This is a genomic window from Spartinivicinus marinus (assembly GCF_026309355.1).
In the GTDB taxonomy this organism is placed as follows: domain Bacteria; phylum Pseudomonadota; class Gammaproteobacteria; order Pseudomonadales; family Zooshikellaceae; genus Spartinivicinus; species Spartinivicinus marinus.
Genome location: NZ_JAPJZK010000001.1, coordinates 6,056,634 through 6,079,820, shown reverse-complemented (window position 1 = coordinate 6,079,820; position 23,187 = coordinate 6,056,634). Strand labels below are relative to the sequence as shown.

The window sequence follows — 23,187 nt, the reverse complement described above, 5'->3', positions numbered from 1 at the left end:
GTAAATAGCGATATTTCCTAATTGATTATTTAGGCATAATGAATTTGTGTTTCATAAAAATGTAAAAAAAATGCGTAGCTGAACTATATTAGGTGTTATTTATATAAATAGGTGTGCGAATAATTATAAAAATAAGCATGAAAATAAGTGTAAAAGTAAATATATACCCATCATGAATCATTTTTAGGTGTAAAAATAAAGTGGTATATACTCACAGCGAAGGATTATTTAGGCGAGGCCCCCGAGCGATGAAGCCCAAGGAGTTTAGATAAACTAAATGACTGGGGTGAGGAGCGATGGTAAAAAGCCTAAAAATCATTCGCGCAGAGTATAGAATAAATACATAAGGTAAATATAAGATTAATCCAAAAATTGATCGGCTAAATTATTTTAAATTGGCTTGACTAAAAAATAATTGATGGAAAAAGCTAATGACCGGACCAATTTCACCTCAATCGACGACTAATTCGATCAGCCAGACTACTGTTAATAATAATGACGATGATATGCTGCATACTGATGTTTATCGGTCAAAAACATCCCAAAGAAAGCCAATAGCAAGGAAGGGGAAAGAAAAAAATGCGGCAGCGAAATCGGCTGTTCCATCAAAGCTAACACAAGCTATTGCGTTGGGAGTTAATCAGTCAGTAACAAATGATGAGCAAGAAAACAGTTTAGATAATTCTGACTTACGACAGCAGCATACAGGGGTAAATACTAAACATCTAGGGGTAAATAAAAAACATCAAAATAAGCAGCCTGGTTCAAACAAGGCCAATAATACTGATATTAATCAATGGTTAATAACGCAAGGCATTCAAATAGAGCCTTCTCATACTAAGGCGGCCAAGCGAGTGGCTAAGCTGTTACACCAGTTGTATTTAGTTGAAACTAAATCAGGCAGTGGTTTACCTAAGGTTATTGCTAATTTACAAGGAATCACAATTCGACTGGGAGCTGTGCAAGAAAAAGGCTATGAAAACTCCCAGGCTGTGTATAATGATAAAACCAATACGATGACGCTTAACCTTAAAAAAATTAAAGCGTCTGGTATGTCATTATTGCAGGTATTAGTACATGAAAGCTTGCATGCTGTAGAAGACTTACAGCGTACCTCTTCTGCTTCTTTAGGTGATACAGAAGCCGCGACCCATAAAAAAGAAATAGAGTATGGTAAGCGGCTGCACGAGTTGGGGTTAATCAGTAAGCCTTTTGTTCGTAAATTATCGACTGATCACAATAAAACCGATCACATTCATCCAGATAACGTTCAAACGGTCACCGAAAATCAGCAATACCAGCCAGTAGCCGCTGAGCCAAAAATATCCCCAGATCAACTAGCAAAATGGTTATTGCCCGCTAGTCAACCACAGTTGTATTCAGAAAATGGTAAATTGTATTTAAGTGCGCGCGCTGACAATGGACAGCGAGTAACGCATTATTTAGGTAGTCAGCACAGTGATTTTTTAACAGCAGTACCTATTGGCTCGCCTGTTACTCAGTTTACTTATAATGACGTCGATAAAAGCTACCATTTTACGATTCGTCAAGGTGATGTGACATTACCTTTGCGGTTATCAAAAAATGGCGAGTTATTTTTGGTTGCTGATGCAGAAGGGGAATTACCAACGCCGCCCCCCCGGCCAAGACTGAAACAAACCCAGCAATGGCATAATTATTGGGATAACTGGAATCAGGCGCAATCGACCTTACAAGCCCTGCTTTATGGAAAAGCAACCGGTGATCAACAAGCGGTTGATGGTGCGAACCAAGCAGGACAAAATCATGAAACCCGCACCAAAGAAAAAACGCCCTGGGAAGCTGCCTGGGAGAGGATGTACAAAACCGGTAGTTTAAAAAATCTAACGCTTACTACAGGACCACAAGACCGTAGCCGTACAGGGTCACATTCGACAGGGCATAGGGGATTTGTGCCAACGGTTGTGGGGTGGTTTAAAGGGATTGGGAATGGTATTGGACAAGTTTTAAAAAATTTATTTGGCTCAACCAACCCAAATGCACAACAAACGTTAGAACGAACGATCAGTGGTAGTGCAGGGGCATTTAGTCAACATGGTGTCCAAGATCAATTGCAGCGGTTATTAGCTATTGGGCCTCCCCCTCGTGCGCCGCTGCCAACTGCCAGTGAGCAGCAAAAGCAGCAATATGCTCAACAAAAGCAACAATACAATCAAGTATTGATTACTAAGTTATTTGCCTTTATCCAGTCAATGCCTAAAGGGGCTTCGTTTTCCCTAGGTGCTGAAGGAGGGATTGGCATCAAATGGCCTACCACCGCAGTGGATGGGATCCCCAGTTTTTTAGGTTTTGCAGCAAAAACGGGGGTAACAGGGGAAAACAGTATTCAGTTTATCCGAGATAATGAGGGTAAATTAAAAGCCACCTTTGGTGCTGGTGCAGGTTTTAATGGAGTCACGCTTGAGATTGGTGTTTATGGTGACTGGAATTATGTCAAAACCCCGTTTGTTGAAGGCGATGCCAATCTGCTAAAAGTGAATCAGCAGTTAAGTACCTCTATGCATTTAAGTGAAGGTAGCTTACAAACGCTGCTAACGAAACTGGTAAACCAAGATACAGGTTTAAATCTGGATTGGGTCGTGCAAAATTCAGAAAATAGCCCGCAAGTGGGTAAAAAGCGTCAGTTTAAGCCTATCGACTGGGAAGTTTTAGGTAACTTCTCCATGGGGGCTTTTGGCCCAGGGCTGATTGACACCGGTACCACGCCAGGGGTTGGTAAGTCAGCAGGGATTATTCCAGGTATTGATTTACATTATGAGCAAGGTGTTGTACTTCACTGGTCTGCCAATAAACCATTTGACCCAGATAATCCTGATTTTGGTTTAACATTCCAGCAAGGGAAAGCAGCCACTTATTTTACCGATGCGGATCTTGACTTAGGCGCTTCTGTTTGGGGGCGTCCTGCCAAGCTGATGTTAACAGATGATGTATCCTCCACTATTGGTCAGGCGAACCAATTATTTAAAATAGCGGATGTTGCTAGTCATTTGCGGGATAGGCTTGGCTCAGCAAAACAGCCTGAAACCGAGCCTACAACCAATAAATACATCAATATTATAGGGATAAAAGTCTCGGCTGATAACCTTGATCGAGTGATAAAAAAATACCCAGAACTGACGCGTTTTTTTGAAAATGACCCAGATGCTAAATGGCGTTTAGAGAGCACCTTAAGGCATAAAGCACAAGGCAATACAACATTAAATATTGAATTGCGCTTGAAAAAAGATAAGTTTGATGAAGCTGAAAAGCTACAACAGGCTTTAAATAAGCTAGAAGGGGTTCCAGCTAATAATGGCATGCCGCGTAAAGAAGGTGAAATTGATAAACTAGAAAAACAGCTAGCAGGTTTAGAGCGAAAGCATGAAACACTGTTAAATAAACAGATTGATCAATCTTCACAGGGAGGTGGACTTGACACAATAAAAGAAAAAGTAGCACTGGAAAAGCAAATAAAAGATGTAAAGCGCCAAATTAGCAATAAGTATCAAGAAGTAAAAGAAAAGAAAGAAGCACTTAATAATATCCTTAAGCACAGAGGTAACTTTGAACTATCAGGTTATAGCTTGGTAGAAAGTCGCAATATTCAAAATAAACGAGGGCTCAATTTAGTTTTTGTCAGTGTTAATAGCACTAATGAAATGAAGTTTGAAGGGGCTATTTTAAGAGAGTCAACCGTACCTGGGGTAGGTGTTTCTGAAACTACAAATAATACCCGGGGTGTCAGTTCTATCGAACAGAATCGTGGCCGTGCGTTACAGCTGATGAGAAATGCAGTTGCTGATAATGCCGGACAACGACAACAAGATTTCGCTACTAATTCAGCAGAAGTTGAGCGGCTTCGTCGGCTGGTGGCTACAGGACAAGCATCTGCACAAGAAGTTGAGTCGTTAAATCATTACGATGAATACTTGGCACGTTTGGCTCAACCAGAAAATATGGAGCAAACGTTAGAAAAAGGGACTTTATCACATCATCATCCTGATGGTGTTTCTGCTAGTCAGGCAGCAGGTGATGCCGGTGAAAAAGTCGCTGGCTGGGCGGCTGGCCCGGGTGGGGCAGTGATTATGAGCAAATATGGCTCTGGTGATGCCCCTAACTGGATACCAGCTTATACGGTTACCCGCAATAAAGAAGGTGTCGTATCGGTTTATACGGCACAAGGGAAACTACTCAAACGGTTTAATAACGAAAATGGCCAAAATCAACAACAAATTAATAATTATTTACAAAAGCTAACCAACGCTGAAGGTGATAAGGCTAAATTTCAGGTATTAGTGACCAAGGCTGATTTCAAAGCAAAATTTGACCAGGTGAAAGCAACACCAACGGGTGAAGGTAATACCTTACCTGATAACTATGATCCAGCGAATTTGGCAACAACAAAAGTGCAAACAGAATTTGAACGGATCAAGGCACAGGAAAAAAATAACCCGAGTGAGAGCAAGCTTACGTTAAATAAAGTTACTCATACCCAAAATACCAATGAGCCCATCACGAAGTTATTGGATTATGGCCGGGTTGCTGTGGTGCATGGTGATCAAATTACCATAAAAACCAAGCAGCCTGATGGCGACTTTGTATTAACGATTTATGCAATTCAAGGGAGTGAATTTGAATCCTTAGCCAAAGATATACGTCAGGAGCATCAACAAAAAACCACAGGTACGTTTGAACTTAAAAAATCTCAGGCTTATGCTCTTGGTTTAAAAGTCAATGGCCAGTCCATTACCGCAGACACGCAGTTTTCAGGTCAATCTAGCTTAAGCTGGGATTTTGATCAGGCGTTGTTAGCCTTATTCCATGATCCGGAAAATTTTGAGCGAAACCGTCGCCTGTTTTTACAAGCAACCATTACGGCAGGTAATGAAGGGCCTCTGAGTGAAGCGGAAACCGTATTTGTTAATAAAGCGAAACAGCTACTGCAGTCTACCAGTGATTTTGATGAATTTCTGGGTAAAGCCAAACGATGGGGCAATAAACAAAACCAGGCAATTTTAGCTCAAATTAATGACCAGCTTGCAACAGCCGGTAATAGCCAACCAATCGAGTCTATTACGCTTAATGAGGCGGGAGAGTACGTTGTTAAATACCGTGCTGGTAATCAGCAGGGCTCTGATCAGGCCAGTAGTGGACAGGCTGGCAGTGAACAGACAGAAGGTAATGATAAAAAATTCACATCAATTAATGAGTTATTAACCAACCTGCAATCTGAACTTCCCGACACCACCAAACAAAAAATACGATCTTTGCAAGAGCAGGGTGGATTGACTGATTTTGTTCAAAAACGCTTTGAAAGCCGCGATAAAGTGTTAAAAAGTGGCTGGGGACAGCGGGTAATGTCTTTATATTCTGGGTTTGGAACCTGGAATGGCATTCGGGTACTTGGGGAGTATGGTATTGAAAATGATCCCCTCGCTAAATTGCAAGCGGCATCCACAATTTTAGGTGCCGTTGAAGAAGTATTGTCGGGGGTGGCTGACGCAGCCGATTTAGCCAAACGGTTCAATTTAGTCTTACCCAATAGTGGCACTAAGGCATTATCCAAACTGGGTAAATTAGGGAAAGCGGCTGGGCCGCTAGGCATTATCACTAGTGCTTTTGATTTAGTCAGTGGTGCATTTGGTTTAGATGCGGCGATCCGCAATGGCGATAACTATGAAATTGCGGCATCAAGCTTTGATATTGTAGGAGGTGGCTTGGGTATGGCGGCTGGATTTTTAGCCCTGAACCCAGTGACTGCTCCAGCGGCACCTTTTGTGGCAGTCGCTGCTTTATTAATGTCTGCCATTAGCCAAGGAGTACGTGCGGCAAAAGCCGTTAATGACTTTGAAAAAGAGGTGCGTCCGCTCTCATTTTGGGAAAAGCTAGAATATGGCGCAGCTACTTTCTTTGGTTTGGGCGATAAAACCCGTTATCCAGAGGAGCTGCGAATTACCCGGATGAATAAAGCCATTAAGGAGCGGAAAGAGTTAGTGGCTGATCAAGAAAAACTTGTGCAGCTGGTATTTAGAATGACTGGGGATGACGAAACCAGCTCATCCTCTCGCTACCCTGAAGGTTCAACCTTTTTATATGGCCAGCATCCCCGGGTTAAGCAAATGACTGAGGAGCAACTCAAGCATGCCAATGAAAGGCTCCGCAGTTTAGGGGTTAGTGACGCCGATATAAAACGACTTACACCGTTAATGCTGGATACAGGGCCAAAAGATATTCTGACTGAACAGCGGGGTTATGGACCAAGCCAGCGAGCGGTATTTTATAACGTGAATGATGGATTTAACCCAAATGAAACCGGTTATCAAGCAAAACAACAGGAGACAGATTCGTCGTCAGTGATTAATACGGGTAATCGAGTGCTGGCTTTTACATATCAAGGCCGCTCCAGTGACCGAGTCGTGTATGGGTTTCAGGATAAAGGTAATACGTTTATTACCACTGAGCCGACTGGCCAACGTTATGTAGGCGCTGATAAAGAAGATACTGTGCACTATATGATGCCTTCGGTTCGACCTGAGATTGCAACTATTAAAAATGAAACGGTAAGAAAAGCCGTTTTAAATATGCCTCTTAATAACCAAGAAGCATTTGCCAGTATGAATGCAAATGCTAGAGAGGCTTTAGTGAATGCAATGACAGCCATTGCAGAAAAAGATAACTCAGCACAATCATCTGGATTTAACTGGTTTGATGCGTTAGATAAACACTTCTCACAACAAAGCTCTGATATTGCCAAACATTTCCAAGTGGTCTTTCGTGGCAGTAAACGAATGACAACCGATCGGGTGATTCCTGGGAATAATTGGCTGGAAAAGATTACCAATGGCATTGCGTCATTAAGGCAGGCAACTGGGCCTGATGAAGCAAGCATGTATGTTTATTCAACCTATATTATTCCCCAAGGTTTCAGCGGTACCATTACTGATGATCATGGCTGGAAAGGTGGTGATGGATTTGTCGTGTATGGTGAAGACAGCTCGCAAAACCGAGTAAAAGTGAATGATCGCAATGGTCCCTGGGATTGGGCATACCCTGACTATTTCGGGGTTATTGTACGCCGGAGTGATAAGCAGATTTATGCACCTGCTTCAGCAAAGGCAAAACCTGAAGTCTTCTTTCTAGGTGAGGAAGGTAATGATACCTTAGTGTTTGGCTTTAATCAGGCAGCAGATAACCATCAAGTTAACCAAAATACAATCACCGTACGTGCCACCCGTGGCGATCAAGCCTTTGGTAGTGCAACCGCCGATGGACCTTTTATTAAATTTGCCGAGGATGCCCATGGTTCTAGTGTGATTGCCGCTGAAACAGAAACCTTTGTCGTACGTGGTAATGATAAAACAGGCAAAATTGATATTAATTTAACGACAGAAGCCGGGCAAGAAACGATTACTGAGAAACTGTTTATTATCGAAGGGGCTGAAGGGCAAAATGGAGAAAAAGGCTTAATCCTCAATACTGGCCAAGGACAAAATAATACCTTCCAGGTGGGGGAGGTGAAGGGGGCGGATATTAGAGTGGGTAATAGCACCACCAGTCTTATTTTTACTAATAAAACCTCCGGTGAAGTACATATTAATAATGACAATATGCAGGGGAATGATTCACCTGTCGTGGATATCACAGCATGGGGTTCTGTTGAAAACCTTACCTTTATTGCCAATGGTAAAGCGTTGGAAATACATGATGGTATGACTGGCCGATCTATTACTGTTGAAGATGGTTCTAAAGTCTCTGTTCATGTTGAAGATAAGGAAGGCCGTCAATTGTTGCTTGATAGTGATAAGCTGAAAACCTTTATTAGTGGTAGCGAAACGGTAGCCAATGGGGTTGATTTTGCTCCCAATGGTATTGTTTATTTACCAGTTACCGGCTCGATTCAGCAAAGTGACAGTGGCCCTGAGCTGCAGTTACGTGGTCAAGGACAGGTGGTTAATATCACAAGAGATGAGCCCAATAAACCACTAGCCTTAACCGTAGACCAAGGAATTAAAGTAATAATGGATACTCACCAACACGGTGATATGTTTACCCTTAAAGACGTGAATTTGAGTGATGTCAAAATTGAACGGCAAGGGCGGTCATTTGTCTTAAAAAATGAGGCTGGAGCCGTCCTATTAAAAATAGATAATTTAAAGGGATATGCTGGGTTTAAAGTACAATTGGATGATCACTTGCTTTATTTCCGCACAACCGATCAAGGCAACAGTTTTGTTTACACCATCCTGAATAAACAAACCGGACAAGCTTCGGCACCGGTTGCACCAGCTGAATCAGAGGAATATGCAAAACCTGAATCCGCTACCTTGGTGGATAAAAATGACCCCAGTTTGCCGGCGAAAGTCAGGTTGATTCCTCATCAATTATGGCAATTTGATAATGGTTTATATGTTTCGCCTAAAACAGGAGAAGTATTTGATTTACAAGGCTATCGATATGACCATGCCCGTTATGATCGAGCAACCAATAAAATAATTTACAATACCCGTTATGATCAAAATATTGAAATAGCCCTTGATGATGTTGATACCACGGCTCGCATTGCTCCCTATGAAGTGGATATTGTGCTTGGTGAAAATAATAAGCAGAAATGGCGTTTTCCACCTTCATTGGTAGGTGATGCTGAGCAAGCAGGCTTTCTTGTTGACCCAGCAACTTGGTTTATTTATGAAAAACCAGAAGATGAAAGTCCAATGAAGTTTATGTATTTTCATTATGATGGTGCCAGAGGACGACACTTAGTTGTAGATAGTGGTACTGTGCCAGGTAATATGCTGTCCAACGGTAAAACGTTGGGACTATCCATCGGTGATTTTCATGAGGTGCTTGCCAAGTCGAATGAACAAAATCTAGAACGAGGCAACTTGCATATTCCGAAAGAGAAAAGAGGTCATTATGAAAACCGTAAGATTCATGATGGCTATATGCAATGGGGGCGGGTGATGTCTAATTGGGTGCCTGCTAAATATGACAATGTGTGGGTACCCCATGAAGATAAAGCCCCAGATACTTACTTAACTGAACACGGCTATGCAGCAGGCGTAACTGATGAGGCTGCCTATCGCAAAGCACAGATTCTTAAACAGTTTCACCAGGATTTGCTCACCAGTGGCAAAGTGGTTAGTCAGTATGTGGTCAATAAGGTAGCTTAAATCGTGGGTTAGATGACAGAGAGGTTAATGGATTAAAAATAATTTACGAAGAATATAATAGGCGCTTCAGTTCATACTACACTTTATGTCAGGTACTTAACGATTGGTTATTAAGTGCTGGCATGAGGGTGTACTATGACTGTCTTATACAAACAATGGCCAAAACTTCCTTGTTATCTGTTATTGGATGCTGGAAAATACCCAGTGATTAATAATTGGATTGACGACAGTTATAATAGTTATGCTATTTATTTAAATACGCCTTATGCTGCTTTAGAGTCACTTTCTCCGCAGTTGGTTGAATGTTCTTTCGACTCTAAACTCTGGAGCATGTTCCAGCGACAGGGTATTTATAACCAGTGGGGTATCCTGTTATTCTCAAACGCTGGCTTTTCAGAGATAGTTCGTCACTGTCAGTGGTGGATTCAAGTAGAAACTCAAAATAAAATGACAGGGATATTTCGTTTATATGACCCTGATCTCTGTTACAAATTATTTACTTGTTCTTCAGATATACAGCGGCAAAAGCTACTAGGTATTATCAACAGTATATGTTGTTTTAATGATGGCTGGCATCAGTTTGATAATGCTGTGCTGCAATCGGTTGATTACCAATACCTGTTATCATTGGAATCAAGTCAGTGGCGTGCTATCAAAGAGGACAAATCCACTGCACTTAAAAAAAGAATTCATCAGCATGTACAACACTTATTTCCCCACTTATTAAGAAAGAAAGATAGTGACCAACAGCTTGAATGGATTAATATGTTGCTGGATGAAGCAAATACACTGCATTTTACGACCATTCAAGATATTTACCAGTTTATCAATATTATTGGCATTTTAGGTATGGATGCTTTAAACCCTAAAATGCATCCAGAAATATATCAGCTATTAACTGATCAGGATGATACTTCACCCGCTGTTAGATTAAGAGAAGCTACCATGCTTGCACAACAAGCTGTAAAACAGGTGGTTATTGATTAAGCCACAAATACTTTATTAGCCTAAAAATGATAATACCTTACAATGAGTGAGGTGTGAAATAAGGGGCAATCTATGAGAGGTGCTGGGGGAACATCCGGTGGAGTAGGACTGTTTCTTATTGGACTGATTATGATGTGTGGTGGCTTTTACCTGTTGTTTAACGCAATTTCAGTTCGATCAACATTTGGTATGGGGGTGGGGTTATATAATTTTTCAGGATGGGGTGCTAACTTTACCATTACCAATGGTATGGTGATGATTCCTTTTATGTTTGGAATAGGGCTGGTTTTCTATGAGGGTAAAAATATTATCGGTTGGATTTTATTTGTTGGCTCTTTAGTGGCGTTAATTTTTGGAGTTATTACCTCTATTCATTTTAGTCTTAAGGCGATGTCTGCTTTTGATTTGATTACTATCTTGGTATTAGCAATTGGAGGTTTAGGATTATTTTTTCGCTCACTAAAATCGTTTTAATGTGCTCTTAAGCGATTAAACCAGTGAAATAACGGATGCTTTACTGAATAATCGGTTGGGCTGTTGCCATTGAACATGAGAATAAGGCTTTAAAAACTCACATAATTGTTGGCAAAATTGCCAGCAATCTGCATCGTGGTCTATCTAAATGATGCATCATCAGCCCATGTAATACATGTTGGCCAATTCATACACGTTCTTCAGTTATTTTATTACTCGATTTAAAGTTAATGATTCAACAATTGTAGGGTCAGCTAATGTGGATATATCTCCCAAATCATCGAACTCTCCAGAGGCCACTTTACGGAGAATTCGGCGCATGATTTTACCAGAGCGGGTCTTCGGTAGTCCAGGAGTAAACTGAATAATGTCGGGAACGGCTATTGGGCCGATTTCCTGTCTAGCCATCAGTTTAAGCTCTTCACAAAGCGCTTTACTGCCTTCTTTTCCAACAACCAAGATGACAAAAGCATAAATACCTTGCCCCTTAATGTCATGGGGAAAGCCAACTACGGCTGCTTCTGCAACTATTTCATGTTTGACTAAGGCGCTTTCAATTTCTGCTGTCCCTAAACGGTGACCAGAGACGTTAATCACATCATCTACACGTCCAGTAATCCAATAATATCCATCTTCATCTCGTCGTGCACGATCACCTGTCATAAACATGTTTTTGAAGTTGGAGAAGTAAGTATTGCGAAACCGCTCATGGTGTTGATAAACAGTACGCATTTGACCTGGCCAGCTATTTAAAAAAACCAAATTTCCCTCAGCGGTGTCCTGTAAAATACTACCCTTGTCATCTACCAATGCAGGTTCAATACCAAAAAATGGAAGTGTAGCTGAGCCTGGTTTTAGGTTTGTAGCTCCAGGTAAAGGCGTTAGAAGAATACCGCCAGTTTCGGTTTGCCACCAAGTATCAACGATTGGACACTGCTGTTTTCCAACTATGTTATAATACCACTCCCAAGCATTTGGATTAATGGGCTCACCCACTGTTCCTAGTAATTTAAGAGACTGTCTTGAGGTTTTCTTAACGGGTTCGTCACCAAACCGCATTAAGGCTCTAATTGCAGTAGGTGCTGTGTAGAAAATATTTACTTTATATTTATCGACTATTTGCCAACACCGAGAAGCATCTGGATAGGTAGGGGTACCCTCAAACATTAATGTTGTTGCTCCATTAGCCAATGGACCAAAAACTACATAGCTATGGCCAGTAATCCAGCCAACATCTGCCGTACACCAATAAATATCTCCTTCATGATAATCAAACACATAGCGATATGTTAATGATGCATACACCATATAACCACCTGTCGTATGTAGCACACCTTTAGGTTTACCTGTAGAACCTGATGTATATAAGATGAAAAGTGGATCTTCTGCATCCATTTCTTCACAAGGGCAGTCAAGCGAGGCATTGTTAACTAGATCATCATACCAATAATCCCTACCTTCTTCCCAGTGTATGTCCCCTCCAGTTCGTTTTACAACTATAACTGAATCTAAAGTTGTTTCTTTTAATAGCTTAGCTGCCGTATTAACGTTTTCTTTCAGAGGAGTACGTTTACCTCCGCGGACGCTTTCATCAGCAGTAATTACCACTCTAGACAAGCCATTATCAATTCGATTAGCTAATGCCTCTGACGAAAAGCCGCCGAATACTACTGAGTGAATTGCTCCAATACGGGCGCAGGCCAGCATTGCATAAGCAGCTTCAGGAATCATAGGCATGTAGATTGTTACCACATCAGATTTTTTTACCCCCAACTTTTTAAGTGCATTAGCAAACTGACACACTTTTTCATAAAGCACTTGATAAGTAATATAAGCTTCATCTGAGGGATTATCCCCTTCCCAGATTATGGCTGTTTGATGTGCCCGTGTAGGTAAATGTCTATCTATACAGTTAGCACAGGCATTCAGTGTTCCATCATAATACCAGCGAATATGTAGATTATCGTAGTTAAAATCAACATCTCGAATTTGTGTATAAGGTTTAATCCAGTTTATACATTTTCCTTGTTCTCTCCAAAATGCTTCAGGATTATCAATTGATTGCTGGTAAAGGGTGAGATATCTTTCGTGGTCAACCCAAGCGTTGCTAGCAACATTTTCATCAACATTATAAATTTGAAGAGTATTCATCAGTTTTTTCCATTATGTGAATAAGGCATGTTTCATATTCTAGCCTAAATTTTTACTTTATTAGTTTTAAGAAAAGCTATAGTTAATACTTATATAATCAAAGTGAATGGTTTTAGATGCAGCCATCGAGTGACGAAACCCAATGAGCCTTCAATTAATAGATGGGTGGGGTATAACAAGCCCTAAAAATCATTCAAGAAGAATATGCTAGGGTCACTTTTGTTTTTAGATAACTAATATCAAGAAACTTATTAATCAAGATAAATATAGTCGGAATAAAGCTATAATTTTATATGAATCAATAGCGTGAGTGCAGTGGAGTTTTATGGTTTCTTAACTTTCTTTGTGTATATTAAAAAGACTGACTGTTAAAAAATAGCTTTTGAAAAAATAGGTTATTAGTTGGTGATTATGGTATTTAGCTGTGATGCTCAATGAATGCTTATGATTCGATAAGTATTTCAAACACTAGGAACCACTTATGATGGAAATATAAAATAGTATTTTTAGATGTATCTGTTATGGCTAAGTTAGCTTGTTTTGTTGCTACAGTATTGTCTGTATTGCCAATAACTCTATTTGCGAGTGGAGGTGTTCGTGCTGGTCTTGGCCTATTAGTACTGGTAGTTTTGGTGTTATTTTTTTTGTTGACACCTTTGGTTGTTTCTATATTTTTTACTGGAAAAGTAAACAAGCTAAGAAACTATTTTTCAGCTATAGTGATAATCTATACTACGGGGTTTGCTCAGCTTGTAATAGTTCTTCTAGTCAAGAATGATTTCTTAACTAACCTCTATTCATCAGAATTTATACCATGGGCTTTTGCTATGTTGTTTTGGCTTATTCCAATTGCATGTTGTGTTATATGGCTAATATGGAAGAAAATAAATGGAAAAGCATAATAGTGAAATTGTTATCGAAGCTCATTTAAAAAGCTAAAACTAGGGTAAATACACAACGACCTCCTGATATAAGCGACCGAAGTGGTAACAAATGTTGACATGGGCGAGAGGTTGTTGTTTTGGTAGAAACCGGATAAGAGGTTGTTTCCAGAGACTCAATGCATATGGCTCCAGTAACCGGAGAACAGGCATTAGCACCCATTTGCAGGGATGCCAATTAACAGGCTTATGGTAGTCAATAATAATCAGTTTGCCTCCTGGTTTCAGTACCCTACAGGCTTCAGCCAAAGTTGCTGATTTAACTAAGTCTGGCTGCTCATGTAACAGGAAGAACAATAGCACAGTGTCAAAACTGTTACTTGGGAAACCAAGATCAGTAGAATCTCTATGATATAAATAAAAGTTCTCGTAATAAGCCATTTTGGTTTGTAAATTGGCTAATTGAATTGGAGCCACATCAATAATATGTAGAGAGCCGTTCGGTTGAATTTTCCTCGCTATTTCCTGGGATATATCTCCATATACTGCAGCTATTTGCAAAACATCACTATTTCTGGAATCAATAGCTGAGACAACCTTACTTTTCAAGTGATTGTAATTGCCAAACAATATACTTCGTACCACCCAGGCCTGATCAAAAAAGCGCACGCCGGCAGGATGTAAATAGGCCCACCAATATTTCCGATCTAAATACTCAGGAATATCTACTGATTGACACGAATTACTTAGTCCAGTTTTCAATTGATCATTTCTAGTTCTATCATACATAGCGAGACTTATGCTTTCTTCCAGAAATTGTATTAGCTAATAAATCTAGAAATAGGTTACCAAAGTATTTGAAAACGTGCTTTATGAGCTTATATTGAGTATAGCAAAGTGTACAGGAAGAATAAGTGCCAACTTTGCAATGACTTATTTTCTCTCATGTGAAAATGTTTTTTTCTAAATTAGCGCTAAACTTTAGTCAAAAGTAAAGTTTTCATATTATTCATCAATAACCGCATGTGTAGAGAAGATATTAGTCAACATTATTCACGACTCATGACAGTAATTACAGGGGCTTATTTCGATGGTTTGGAGAAGGAAAAGTATATTTAAGGTATTTAAATATATATTTTCTATATCTGTCATAATGGGTGTGCTGGTTGGTATGTTATTTATACTAGCTTTAGAGAAAGTCGATCAATTAACATCAACTGATAATTTTTGCAGCAACAGTTGTCACCCTATGACGCGTTTTGTTGCTAATGAATCCATCTTTATACAGTCGAGTCATCGTGCTACCAGCTCCGGTGTTCAAGCAAGCTGTGCTGATTGTCATATTCCCAAAGGACTGCTGCCAGCAACATGGGCTCATATTACAGATGGTACTCGTGACTTATGGTCTCTTCTCGTTAATGATTTCTCATCAGAAGAGCAATGGAATGCGGCACGGCCAGAAATGGCTTACCGGGTACGAGATTGGCTATTGGATAATGACAGTCACACCTGTCGTAATTGTCATGTTGCAGTTAAGCCATCCCGAGAACGAGGTCAGCGCCAACATGAACTTGCTGAGCGCAATAGCGTTACCTGCATAGGTTGTCATTTTAACTTAGTCCATGATGAGGTTGAGCCGAGAGAAAGCTTTCTTAAACGAGTAGAGATAAATAACAAGCTATAAATGAATAATGGTTTTTAAAATGAAAACAAAAAAATATAAGACGATTTTGCTATGAGTTTGAGTCGAAGAGTGTTTTTAAAGAATAGCAGCTTATTGTCATTGTTTGCTGGTTTTGGTGTGCCATGGTCTGTTATTGCCACGGAAATTGAAAAGGTGAAAACAGGAGCATCAGCAGCTAATGAGTCAGTGATTCGTTATGTTAAGTCTACTTGTGCTCATTGTGTGAATTTCTGTGGTATTAATATTAAATTAGAGAACAATATTATTCGTAGTATTTATCCTGATGAAGCACGAGCTGAGTTTTATAATCATGGTATTTGCCCAAAAGGGGTATCAGGTAGCTTTAATACCTATAATCCTTACCGTATCAAAACACCATTGAAACGGACCAACCCTAAAAAAGGCTTAGACCAAGACCCAGGTTGGGTAGAAATTTCTTGGGATGAAGCCTTTGACACCATTACCAAAAAACTCCAACGCATACGCGAAGATGATCCACGAAAATTTGTTTGGCAACACGGCCATGGAAAATACTTAATAGGAGATAAGTTCCCCAAAGCTTTTACTGCCGCTTTTGGTACGCCAAACTTGGTACATCGAACAACTTCCTGTGAAGCTGCACGTCATGTGGCCGATGAAATTACCTGGGGATATCATGGGTTTTTACCGGATATTAATGAGTGTAACTACTTACTTAATTTTGGCGCTAACTATTTTGAAGGTGAGCAGTTTGCTCGCTGGCTGGATCATACCGTAACTGACGCAAAAGAACGGGGCATGAAAGTGGTAGTGGTAGAACCACGTTTGTCTAATAGCGCAGCAAAAGCCAATGAATGGATACCGGTAAGGCCAGGCAAGGATATTTTACTGTTACTGGGAATGGCACGTATTTTAATTCAAGAGAACTGGATTGATAGGGAGTTTCTTACCCAATACACTAATGCGCCCAATTTGGTGGATACCAATGGGGAGTTTTTACGGGATAAGGATGGTCAAGCACTGGTATGGGACCAGGTAACGCAGCAGGCAGTGGCATTTAGCTCAGGTAGAATCAAACCAGAATTAGCAGGACGGTTTACCCATAATCAAAAAGAATATTCCACAGCATTTCAGGTATTCGCAGATAGTTTAAATACGCTGAATGATAAGGATATAGCAGAAGAAGCAGGGGTGCCTGCTGCAACTATTAGACGGTTGACAGAGGAACTGGCGAAACAGGCCCAAATTGGTGCGACGGTTGTACGTAATGGGCAGACTTTACGTTATCGCCCCGTAGCTATTCATACTTTTCGTGGTCTTGCGGCTAAACAATATGGTGTACAGAATTGGCGTGCCGGTTTAATTGTACAAATGCTATTGGGCAGCATTGATGCGGTGGGTGGCCTTAACCTACATAGTGTGCACAAAAAGCCTGGTTATATGGAGCCTGCTGAAGCAGAGTATCCACCTACACGAGTGGATTTACAGGAAAGTATTTTTTTTCCTCATGCCACTCATAATGTTGCTCAGCAGGTGGCAAAAACTATTTTGGAACCTAAAAAATACGGTTTACCTTATACCCCCGAAATGCAAATCTTCTATGCCACCAATCGACCATTTTCAACTACGGATAGTAAGGAACAATTTAAATCATTGGAAAAAACCTATAACGTGGTGATTGACATTGTTATGTCAGAAACAGCGGAGATGGCAGATATTGTGCTGCCCGATTTAACTTATCTAGAATCCTGGCATTTATCACCAACACGTTATACGCCAGCCACTAAACATACGGCTATACGTCAACCAGTAACTAATGTGTTTAATTTGCCCCATGATGGATTTTCCATTATCTGGGAGCTAGCTAGTCGTTTAGGATTACGAGATCAATACATTGAACAAATTAATAAAAAGTGGGGGTTAAAGAAGAATCCGCTAAAAACAGGGCGGGATTATAGCGCAAAAGAAGTAGTAGAAAATTTATGGCTGGAAAAAACCAAAGGTAAGGAATTTAGTTATGCCGTAGAGCATGGCTTTAGCGGTAAGCATTTATCCGAAAATGATACTTACTTAAAAGGGGTAGAGGCTAAATTTAAGGGGGCAGGTAAGCCAAAAATGCAGTTCTACGCAGAAAGCATGCTGGGTACACTATTTAATATTAAAGAAACTGTTAAGCAACATGATATAAAAAATATTGATCTGGATGATTACCAAGTTTCCTTATCACCGTTGCCATTAAGGGTACATAGTATGCCTGTGCCCCATCGTAATAAGGATAAATACCCTTTTTATATCATTACATACAAACGGATGAATCGAACTCAGTCTGGTAATACCGCAATGAATCCCTTATTAAATGCCTTAGGCCCAGAAGCTGATGAGAATTTTGTATTAATTAATGAACAAACGGCCATTGAATTAAAACTTAAAGAAAAGGATAAAGTGCAGATTGAAACCCGTGTGGGCAGCGTGGAAGGCCGCGTTAAGTTAACTCAATGCATCAGGCCTGACACCCTGGCAGTATCTTATCACTATGGTCAGCAAAGCCTAGGTATGCCGGATTATGCGCGAAAGGGAATTTGGATTAATTCAATATTGGAATCACACTCTGATTTAGTGTCTGGAATGGATAGTTTTAATGACTCGGTATGTCGTTTGAAAAAAGTGTAGAAATACACGAGTGAGTATAATTCTATGACCAAGTTTGTACGGCTAATCGATATGGATCGCTGCATGGGGTGTCAGGCTTGTGTAGCGGCGTGTTATCAGGAAAATCATTACACTCCCGGCTCACCTTGGAATGAAATGATTGAATATGAGATTGGCACTTACCCTCATGTTGGCAAAGTATTTGGCACCATGGGTTGTATGCACTGTGAGGATGCGCCGTGCCAAACGGTGTGTGATGCTATTGATGTACATGCCATTAGCAAAAATGAATATGGTGTGGTGCTGGTTGATTATGACAAATGTATAGGCTGTGGTTATTGCGATACTGTTTGCCCCTATAATGTGCCTCAGCTCAATAAAGAAGTAACATCACTTTATGGCGAAGATAAGTTGAGTCCTTTAGAGACTATTCCCCAGGAGCAACGCCATCCTACCCACCATAAAAAAAACAATGTGATGGAAAAATGCACCTTTTGTTGGCACAAATTGGAACAAGCCATAAACAGCAATCAAATTGATAAAATTGGTGTGGATCCACAGTTTACCCCTAGCTGTGATTTAGTATGCCCCGTTGAAGCACGCTTTTTTGGTGATCTGGATGATCCTGACAGCGAAGTATCACGTCAGATAGGTACCAAGAAAGCGACGCAATTGAAAAAAGAATACGGCACTAAGCCCCAAGTCTATTACAAACTGAGTGGGGGTGATTTTTGATGATAAAACTATGGTGCTTATTTTTATTGATAGTAGGCTTGGGTTCTTCTTCACTCATAGCGGATGATAATAAAACAGAGTCAAATAATATTCCTCTAGCTTTGATTGCGGAAAAAATTCGTAGCGGTGAAATAAATGTAGGGGCAGAATATTCACTAAACACAAAAAACGGGCGATTTCATATTATTCATGCGGATAAAATGTTGATGGATTGTAGCAGCTGTCACTATGGTCATAGCTATAAAAACGATTACTTGATTATGGGAAAATCTAAACCCTACCCATATTTAGCCAAAGGTCAGTATGAGCGCAGTGTTTGTTTAGGTTGTCATCAGCAGGGGGGCATTGCAACGCAATGGTATCATGGCAGCACCAACCCATAAGCGTAGATCAAGTTAATGTTAATAAGGCCTGGAGTAAGCTGTACTGGTTTTGCAGCGACTTTTTTTTAACTCAACCTACACCCACCTTTCTTATTCACTTGCAACAACAAATTAAGGCAGTTGACATCACAGCATTAATGCCATTAATGGGTGAATTGTCAGGCTTGTGTGAGTGTAACGAGGAATTACTAATAGACTACACCCGGTTGTTTGCAGGTATAAAGGCAGGTTATGGTCCGCCTCCACCCTATGAATCGCTCTATCGTTCGCATTACCGAAGTGAAGAAGTTATTGCAGCTGTTTCCTCTGCCTATGTTGCGGCTGGCTTTGGCAGCTTGCAGTATCCTGGCTGTCCACCCGATCATATCGGTACTGAACTCCGTTTTATGGCTATGTTATCTGGCATGCTTACCAGTAATGACCAGCAATACGATCAGTTATTGAAAATAGCTGAGGATTTTAAACAACAGCATATATTATCGTGGATACCGTCCTATTGTGATCAGCTTAAGCAGTTAGCACTAACACCATTTTATCAGTTGGTGGCGCGTATGGTGAAGCAGTTGCTAAGTAATATGATGGGTGATAGGTAGTGCATCTTATTGGTCTTTGAAAAACAAATAGCTTTCTTGTAAAACGTTTACGTTTAATGCGGATTGTTAAAGTAAAGTAATTGCGCTCTATTTACATCTATTCATTTTAGTCTTAAGGCGATGTCTGCTTTTGATTTGATTACTATCTTGGTATTAGCGATTGGAGGTTTAGGATTATTTTTTCGCTCACTAAAATCGTTTTAATGTGCCATTAAGCGATTAAACCAGTGAAATAACGGATGCTTTACTGAATAATCGGTTGGGCTGTTGCCATTGAACATGAGAATAAGGCTTTAAAAACTCACATAATTGTTGGCAAAATTGCCAGCAATCTGCATCGTGATCTAAATGATGCGTCATCAGCCCAGTGGCTTCTTGGCTATCAATCTGGTTTAAGCGTCGTGCTTGTAAGTGTTGAATTAATTGCATCAAGCAATGTTTTTCTCCAGCAAATTGGCGCTGTTTCCAATTAATAATATCCACATGAACATTTTGTATCACTAGGTCTTTTCTTGATTGGCGTGGGCCTAGGGTAGATAAGCCCATGTAATGCATGTTGGCTAATTCATTCACTAATGAGTGGGCAAGTCGATTCCAGGGAGGTACTAACACCGGAAAAAATTGTTTAGCAAATGCTTGCTTCAGGATATTTTGACCAGTTAATAATTCACTGGCAATGACTTCAAAGAGTCGGTCTGCGCCTAATTCACATTTACGCTGGCTGGCAGGTGCGTGATTTTGATGGCTATATCCATGCTGGCTTATCCAGACTAAAGGATGTTGTTCTACTAGCTCAATTAATGATATTTCCAGTTGATTAGGAATCACCGCTAGGCAAAGAGGGATTTGATAATTATGAGTTAAATTAATCAACTGAGTCAGCGCAGCGCTGCTGGTATGGGCATCATCATCTCGCCACCAGAGGGCAATGGTTTTTTGCTCGGCTGCCCAGGTTTCAATTTCTGTTGCTAAGTGTTGCCAGCTCATGAAATTATTCTTTTAAAGAGTATCTATTAACAAGCATCTGTTAACAATCGTCCGCTAAAAAGCACTCAAGTTGCTGAATGGTTTGTGCTGCACCATCCATTTGTATTGAGTAGTGAGGTTTTATCGGCTGTGATAACAGGCGACAAATGGTGTCTGCTAACTGTTGTACAGAAAGTGTCGCCTGGTCTAAACAGGGAAAACTCGTGATTTGGCTAAATCGTTGGGCTCGGAACCGCTGCTCTGTTTCCGTTTCATTAGCAAAAGGAACCCAAATAGTCTGGCAGCCTGCTTGCAGTGTATCCAACAGAGTATTATATCCTGCTTGAGAAATGGATAATTGAGAATGGCGTAAACACTGAAAAAAATCCGCTCTCATGGACTCAATATCCATATTAGCGGGGCAGTTCTTCTTTAGCTGATCATATTGTTGCTGCGGTATATTAGGGCCTGTAATCATTCGCCAGCGCCACTGGCTGTGCTCAGGTTGCTGGTTTAACTGATGACAGGCCGCTTGAGCTAGCTGAAGTAATTCAAAGCCAACAGCTCCTCCACCAGCAGAGACTAAGATATCTTGTTGTGGTGTTGTAGCTGATGGTGATGGATCAACAGCTTCCCCTTGCATTTCAGTTACCGGTGCAATATAGCCAGTATAAGCAATTTTATTCACAATTTGGCTGGTGAGTGGAAAGGTTTGATCTAGGGTGATCAGCTGCGGGTCTCCATGCACCAGGACATGATCAACATAATCTTGCAACTGTTGTACAACCCATTGATGTCGATTCATGTCATGTTTTTCAACTAACACATCACGAATGGATGTTACCACTAATGGTGTTGGCTTAGCCTGGCGGCAAGCATCTAGCAAAGGTATCAATTCAAAGCGAAACTGACGACGACCAAAGGGGTACATTTCCAGTAATACAACATCAGGTTGAATTTGCTGAAAGTAATGCAATAGTTGTGTTGTTCGCTGCTGTTTAATGGAGTCATCAATAGCACGGCCATCTACTTGGACCAGCTGGCTAAAATTGGCATCAGCAGAAGTTAAAACCGGTAGTTGTAGGTAGTGGACAGCACCAAAATTAATTTCTGCGATGGGTTTTCCACCTGCGACAACAAATACATCCCAGCCTGCTTTAATGGCGGCCTGACAAATGTGAGCAGCCCGTTGCAGATGGCCAATGCCTAACAGGTGTTGGACATAAAAAAGTAAGCGACGTGGCCTGGTTAATGACTGAGCTTGGCTCATGCAAGATTAGGCTCCAAATTAATACCGCGCTTGACCATAATTTTATTAAATCGCTGTCCAATCGTTGCGACGCCACTTAAGTAAGTGTCTGCCTGCATAGTATAGGGGCGAGCTTGATTGGGTAATGCTTTCAGTGCGTTGACCATTTTAAGGGGAGCATCTGACCCTGTTAGTTGATCAGGATCTAGCATGGTGGCCCAGCCTAATTCTGTAGCTTTTTTAACGCGAATAAATTGTTCCAGACGGGGCTCTTTTCTGGGAATAAACAGGGCGCGCTGATTAAAGGAGAGTATTTCACAAAAAGTATTGTAGCCCCCCATGGCGACTACTGCTTGGGCATTGGCCATAACATGTTCAAGTTGACTGATAAAGGTCAGTAGAGTGACCCGAGATAATTTTTTGACTCGATTTTCAAAGGCTTGCCGGTCTTTACTATTCATAAAGGGGCCGGCGATAATCACGGCAGGCCAGGGCAGTTCGGCTTCTGCCTGTTCATAAGCACTGATTACCCAATCCACCATTTCGACACCATCGCCACCACCGCCAGGTGTAACCAATAGATACTGCTCGGGTAAATCATTTAACGGCTCTGTTTTGGCTTGAGGTAAGTGTCGATGTAAGAATCCTGTATACAGCCCGCGTTGTTCAATTACATCAGCAAAGGGTAATCCTTTTAGGGGATTACCCATCAGTTGTGGACCATATATCCAAATATCATCGTACTGCTGTAGCACCTCTCGGGTAATGCCTTTATGTTGCCATTCTTTTTTTAGCAACTCGGGTGTATCTAGTACGTCTCTTAAGCCAAGCACTGTATGTACACCTTGTTGGTGTAGGTGTTGTAGCGTACGCTTTACCTCGCCTTTTAAGCCTAACGGTTCTTTATCGACAATCAATACATCGGGTTGAAAACTATTCGCAGTATTAAAAATAATAGACTCACGAATCGAAAGGGTTTCTTCTAGATCAATATGTAGCCCCATCGACGTATAGTCGCCGTTATACAGTTTAATCACTCCAGGGATTCTGACAAAATCGACGCGGGCTTTGAATTCAAACCGACCAATCAGTGCAGAGCCACTTAGTATCAGGACAGAAATCCCTTTATATTGTCTTACCAAGCTATGGGCAATAGTACGACAGCGGCGTAAGTGGCCTAAACCGTAGGTGTCATGACTGTAAATTAAAACTTTGGCATGGTGAGGGGGTGATTGGGGCATGGGTAGTAATTGATAGTGGAAACGCCA

General features: G+C 40.8%; 14 protein-coding genes. 9 read left to right on the top strand and 5 right to left on the bottom strand.

Annotated features, from left to right (window positions below):
- Window positions 1-431 precede the first annotated feature (431 nt).
- The 3 genes from OQE68_RS26785 (at window position 432) to OQE68_RS26775 (ending at window position 10,649) form a co-directional block, all read left to right on the top strand.
- A complete protein-coding gene (locus OQE68_RS26785; RefSeq protein WP_180569544.1) occupies window positions 432-9,188 on the top strand; it encodes a hypothetical protein in 8,757 nt (2,918 codons plus the stop codon).
- A 135-nt stretch (window positions 9,189-9,323) separates the two neighbouring features.
- The gene (locus OQE68_RS26780; RefSeq protein WP_180569545.1) at window positions 9,324-10,175 is read left to right on the top strand and encodes a DUF4123 domain-containing protein; all 852 of its coding nucleotides are present in this window, start codon (window positions 9,324-9,326) and stop codon (window positions 10,173-10,175) included.
- A 72-nt stretch (window positions 10,176-10,247) separates the two neighbouring features.
- Window positions 10,248-10,649 (top strand): hypothetical protein, encoded by a 402-nt coding sequence (locus OQE68_RS26775; protein ID WP_180569546.1) that lies wholly within the window; start codon window positions 10,248-10,250, stop codon window positions 10,647-10,649.
- Between the two features lie 204 nt (window positions 10,650-10,853).
- Here OQE68_RS26775 and acs read toward each other — a convergent pair whose 3' ends face one another.
- Complete coding sequence (gene acs, locus OQE68_RS26770; protein WP_180569547.1) at window positions 10,854-12,800, bottom strand: acetate--CoA ligase; 1,947 nt, start codon at window positions 12,798-12,800, stop codon at window positions 10,854-10,856.
- Window positions 12,801-13,321: 521 nt separating this feature from the next.
- Here acs and OQE68_RS26765 point away from each other — a divergent pair.
- Window positions 13,322-13,702 carry a hypothetical protein gene (locus OQE68_RS26765; RefSeq protein WP_180569548.1) on the top strand — a complete coding sequence of 127 codons (381 nt, stop codon included), beginning with the start codon at window positions 13,322-13,324 and terminating at the stop codon, window positions 13,700-13,702.
- A gap of 39 nt (window positions 13,703-13,741) precedes the next feature.
- Here OQE68_RS26765 and rquA read toward each other — a convergent pair whose 3' ends face one another.
- On the bottom strand, window positions 13,742-14,470 hold the full coding sequence (gene rquA, locus OQE68_RS26760; RefSeq protein ID WP_180569549.1) for a rhodoquinone biosynthesis methyltransferase RquA: 729 nt from the start codon (window positions 14,468-14,470) through the stop codon (window positions 13,742-13,744).
- Window positions 14,471-14,771: 301 nt separating this feature from the next.
- Between rquA and OQE68_RS26755 the strand changes: the two genes are divergently transcribed.
- From OQE68_RS26755 to OQE68_RS26735, 5 genes are read left to right on the top strand one after another with little or no spacing between them, the layout of a single operon-like run.
- Window positions 14,772-15,365 carry a NapC/NirT family cytochrome c gene (locus OQE68_RS26755; RefSeq protein WP_180569550.1) on the top strand — a complete coding sequence of 198 codons (594 nt, stop codon included), beginning with the start codon at window positions 14,772-14,774 and terminating at the stop codon, window positions 15,363-15,365.
- Window positions 15,366-15,416: 51 nt separating this feature from the next.
- Complete coding sequence (locus tag OQE68_RS26750; RefSeq protein ID WP_180569551.1) at window positions 15,417-18,014, top strand: molybdopterin-containing oxidoreductase family protein; 2,598 nt, start codon at window positions 15,417-15,419, stop codon at window positions 18,012-18,014.
- Between the two features lie 24 nt (window positions 18,015-18,038).
- Window positions 18,039-18,728, top strand: coding sequence for a 4Fe-4S dicluster domain-containing protein (locus OQE68_RS26745; protein WP_180569552.1), 690 nt, complete (start codon window positions 18,039-18,041; stop codon window positions 18,726-18,728).
- On the top strand, window positions 18,728-19,111 hold the full coding sequence (locus OQE68_RS26740; RefSeq protein WP_180569553.1) for a cytochrome c3 family protein: 384 nt from the start codon (window positions 18,728-18,730) through the stop codon (window positions 19,109-19,111). Before OQE68_RS26745 ends, OQE68_RS26740 begins: the two co-directional genes overlap by 1 nt.
- A complete protein-coding gene (locus OQE68_RS26735; RefSeq protein ID WP_180569554.1) occupies window positions 19,084-19,704 on the top strand; it encodes a TorD/DmsD family molecular chaperone in 621 nt (206 codons plus the stop codon). The genes OQE68_RS26740 and OQE68_RS26735 overlap by 28 nt, the downstream gene beginning before the upstream one ends.
- A gap of 219 nt (window positions 19,705-19,923) precedes the next feature.
- On the opposite strand, the gene OQE68_RS26730 is transcribed toward OQE68_RS26735, so the two are convergent.
- The 3 genes from OQE68_RS26730 to OQE68_RS26720 are packed head-to-tail and all read right to left on the bottom strand — an operon-like array spanning window position 19,924 to window position 23,160.
- The gene (locus tag OQE68_RS26730; RefSeq protein WP_180569555.1) at window positions 19,924-20,691 is read right to left on the bottom strand and encodes a polysaccharide deacetylase family protein; all 768 of its coding nucleotides are present in this window, start codon (window positions 20,689-20,691) and stop codon (window positions 19,924-19,926) included.
- A gap of 40 nt (window positions 20,692-20,731) precedes the next feature.
- Entirely contained in the window at window positions 20,732-21,940 is a 1,209-nt protein-coding gene (locus OQE68_RS26725; RefSeq protein WP_180569556.1) for a glycosyltransferase family protein, read from the bottom strand.
- Window positions 21,937-23,160 carry a glycosyltransferase family protein gene (locus OQE68_RS26720; protein ID WP_180569557.1) on the bottom strand — a complete coding sequence of 408 codons (1,224 nt, stop codon included), beginning with the start codon at window positions 23,158-23,160 and terminating at the stop codon, window positions 21,937-21,939. Before OQE68_RS26720 ends, OQE68_RS26725 begins: the two co-directional genes overlap by 4 nt.
- Window positions 23,161-23,187: the final 27 nt, after the last annotated feature.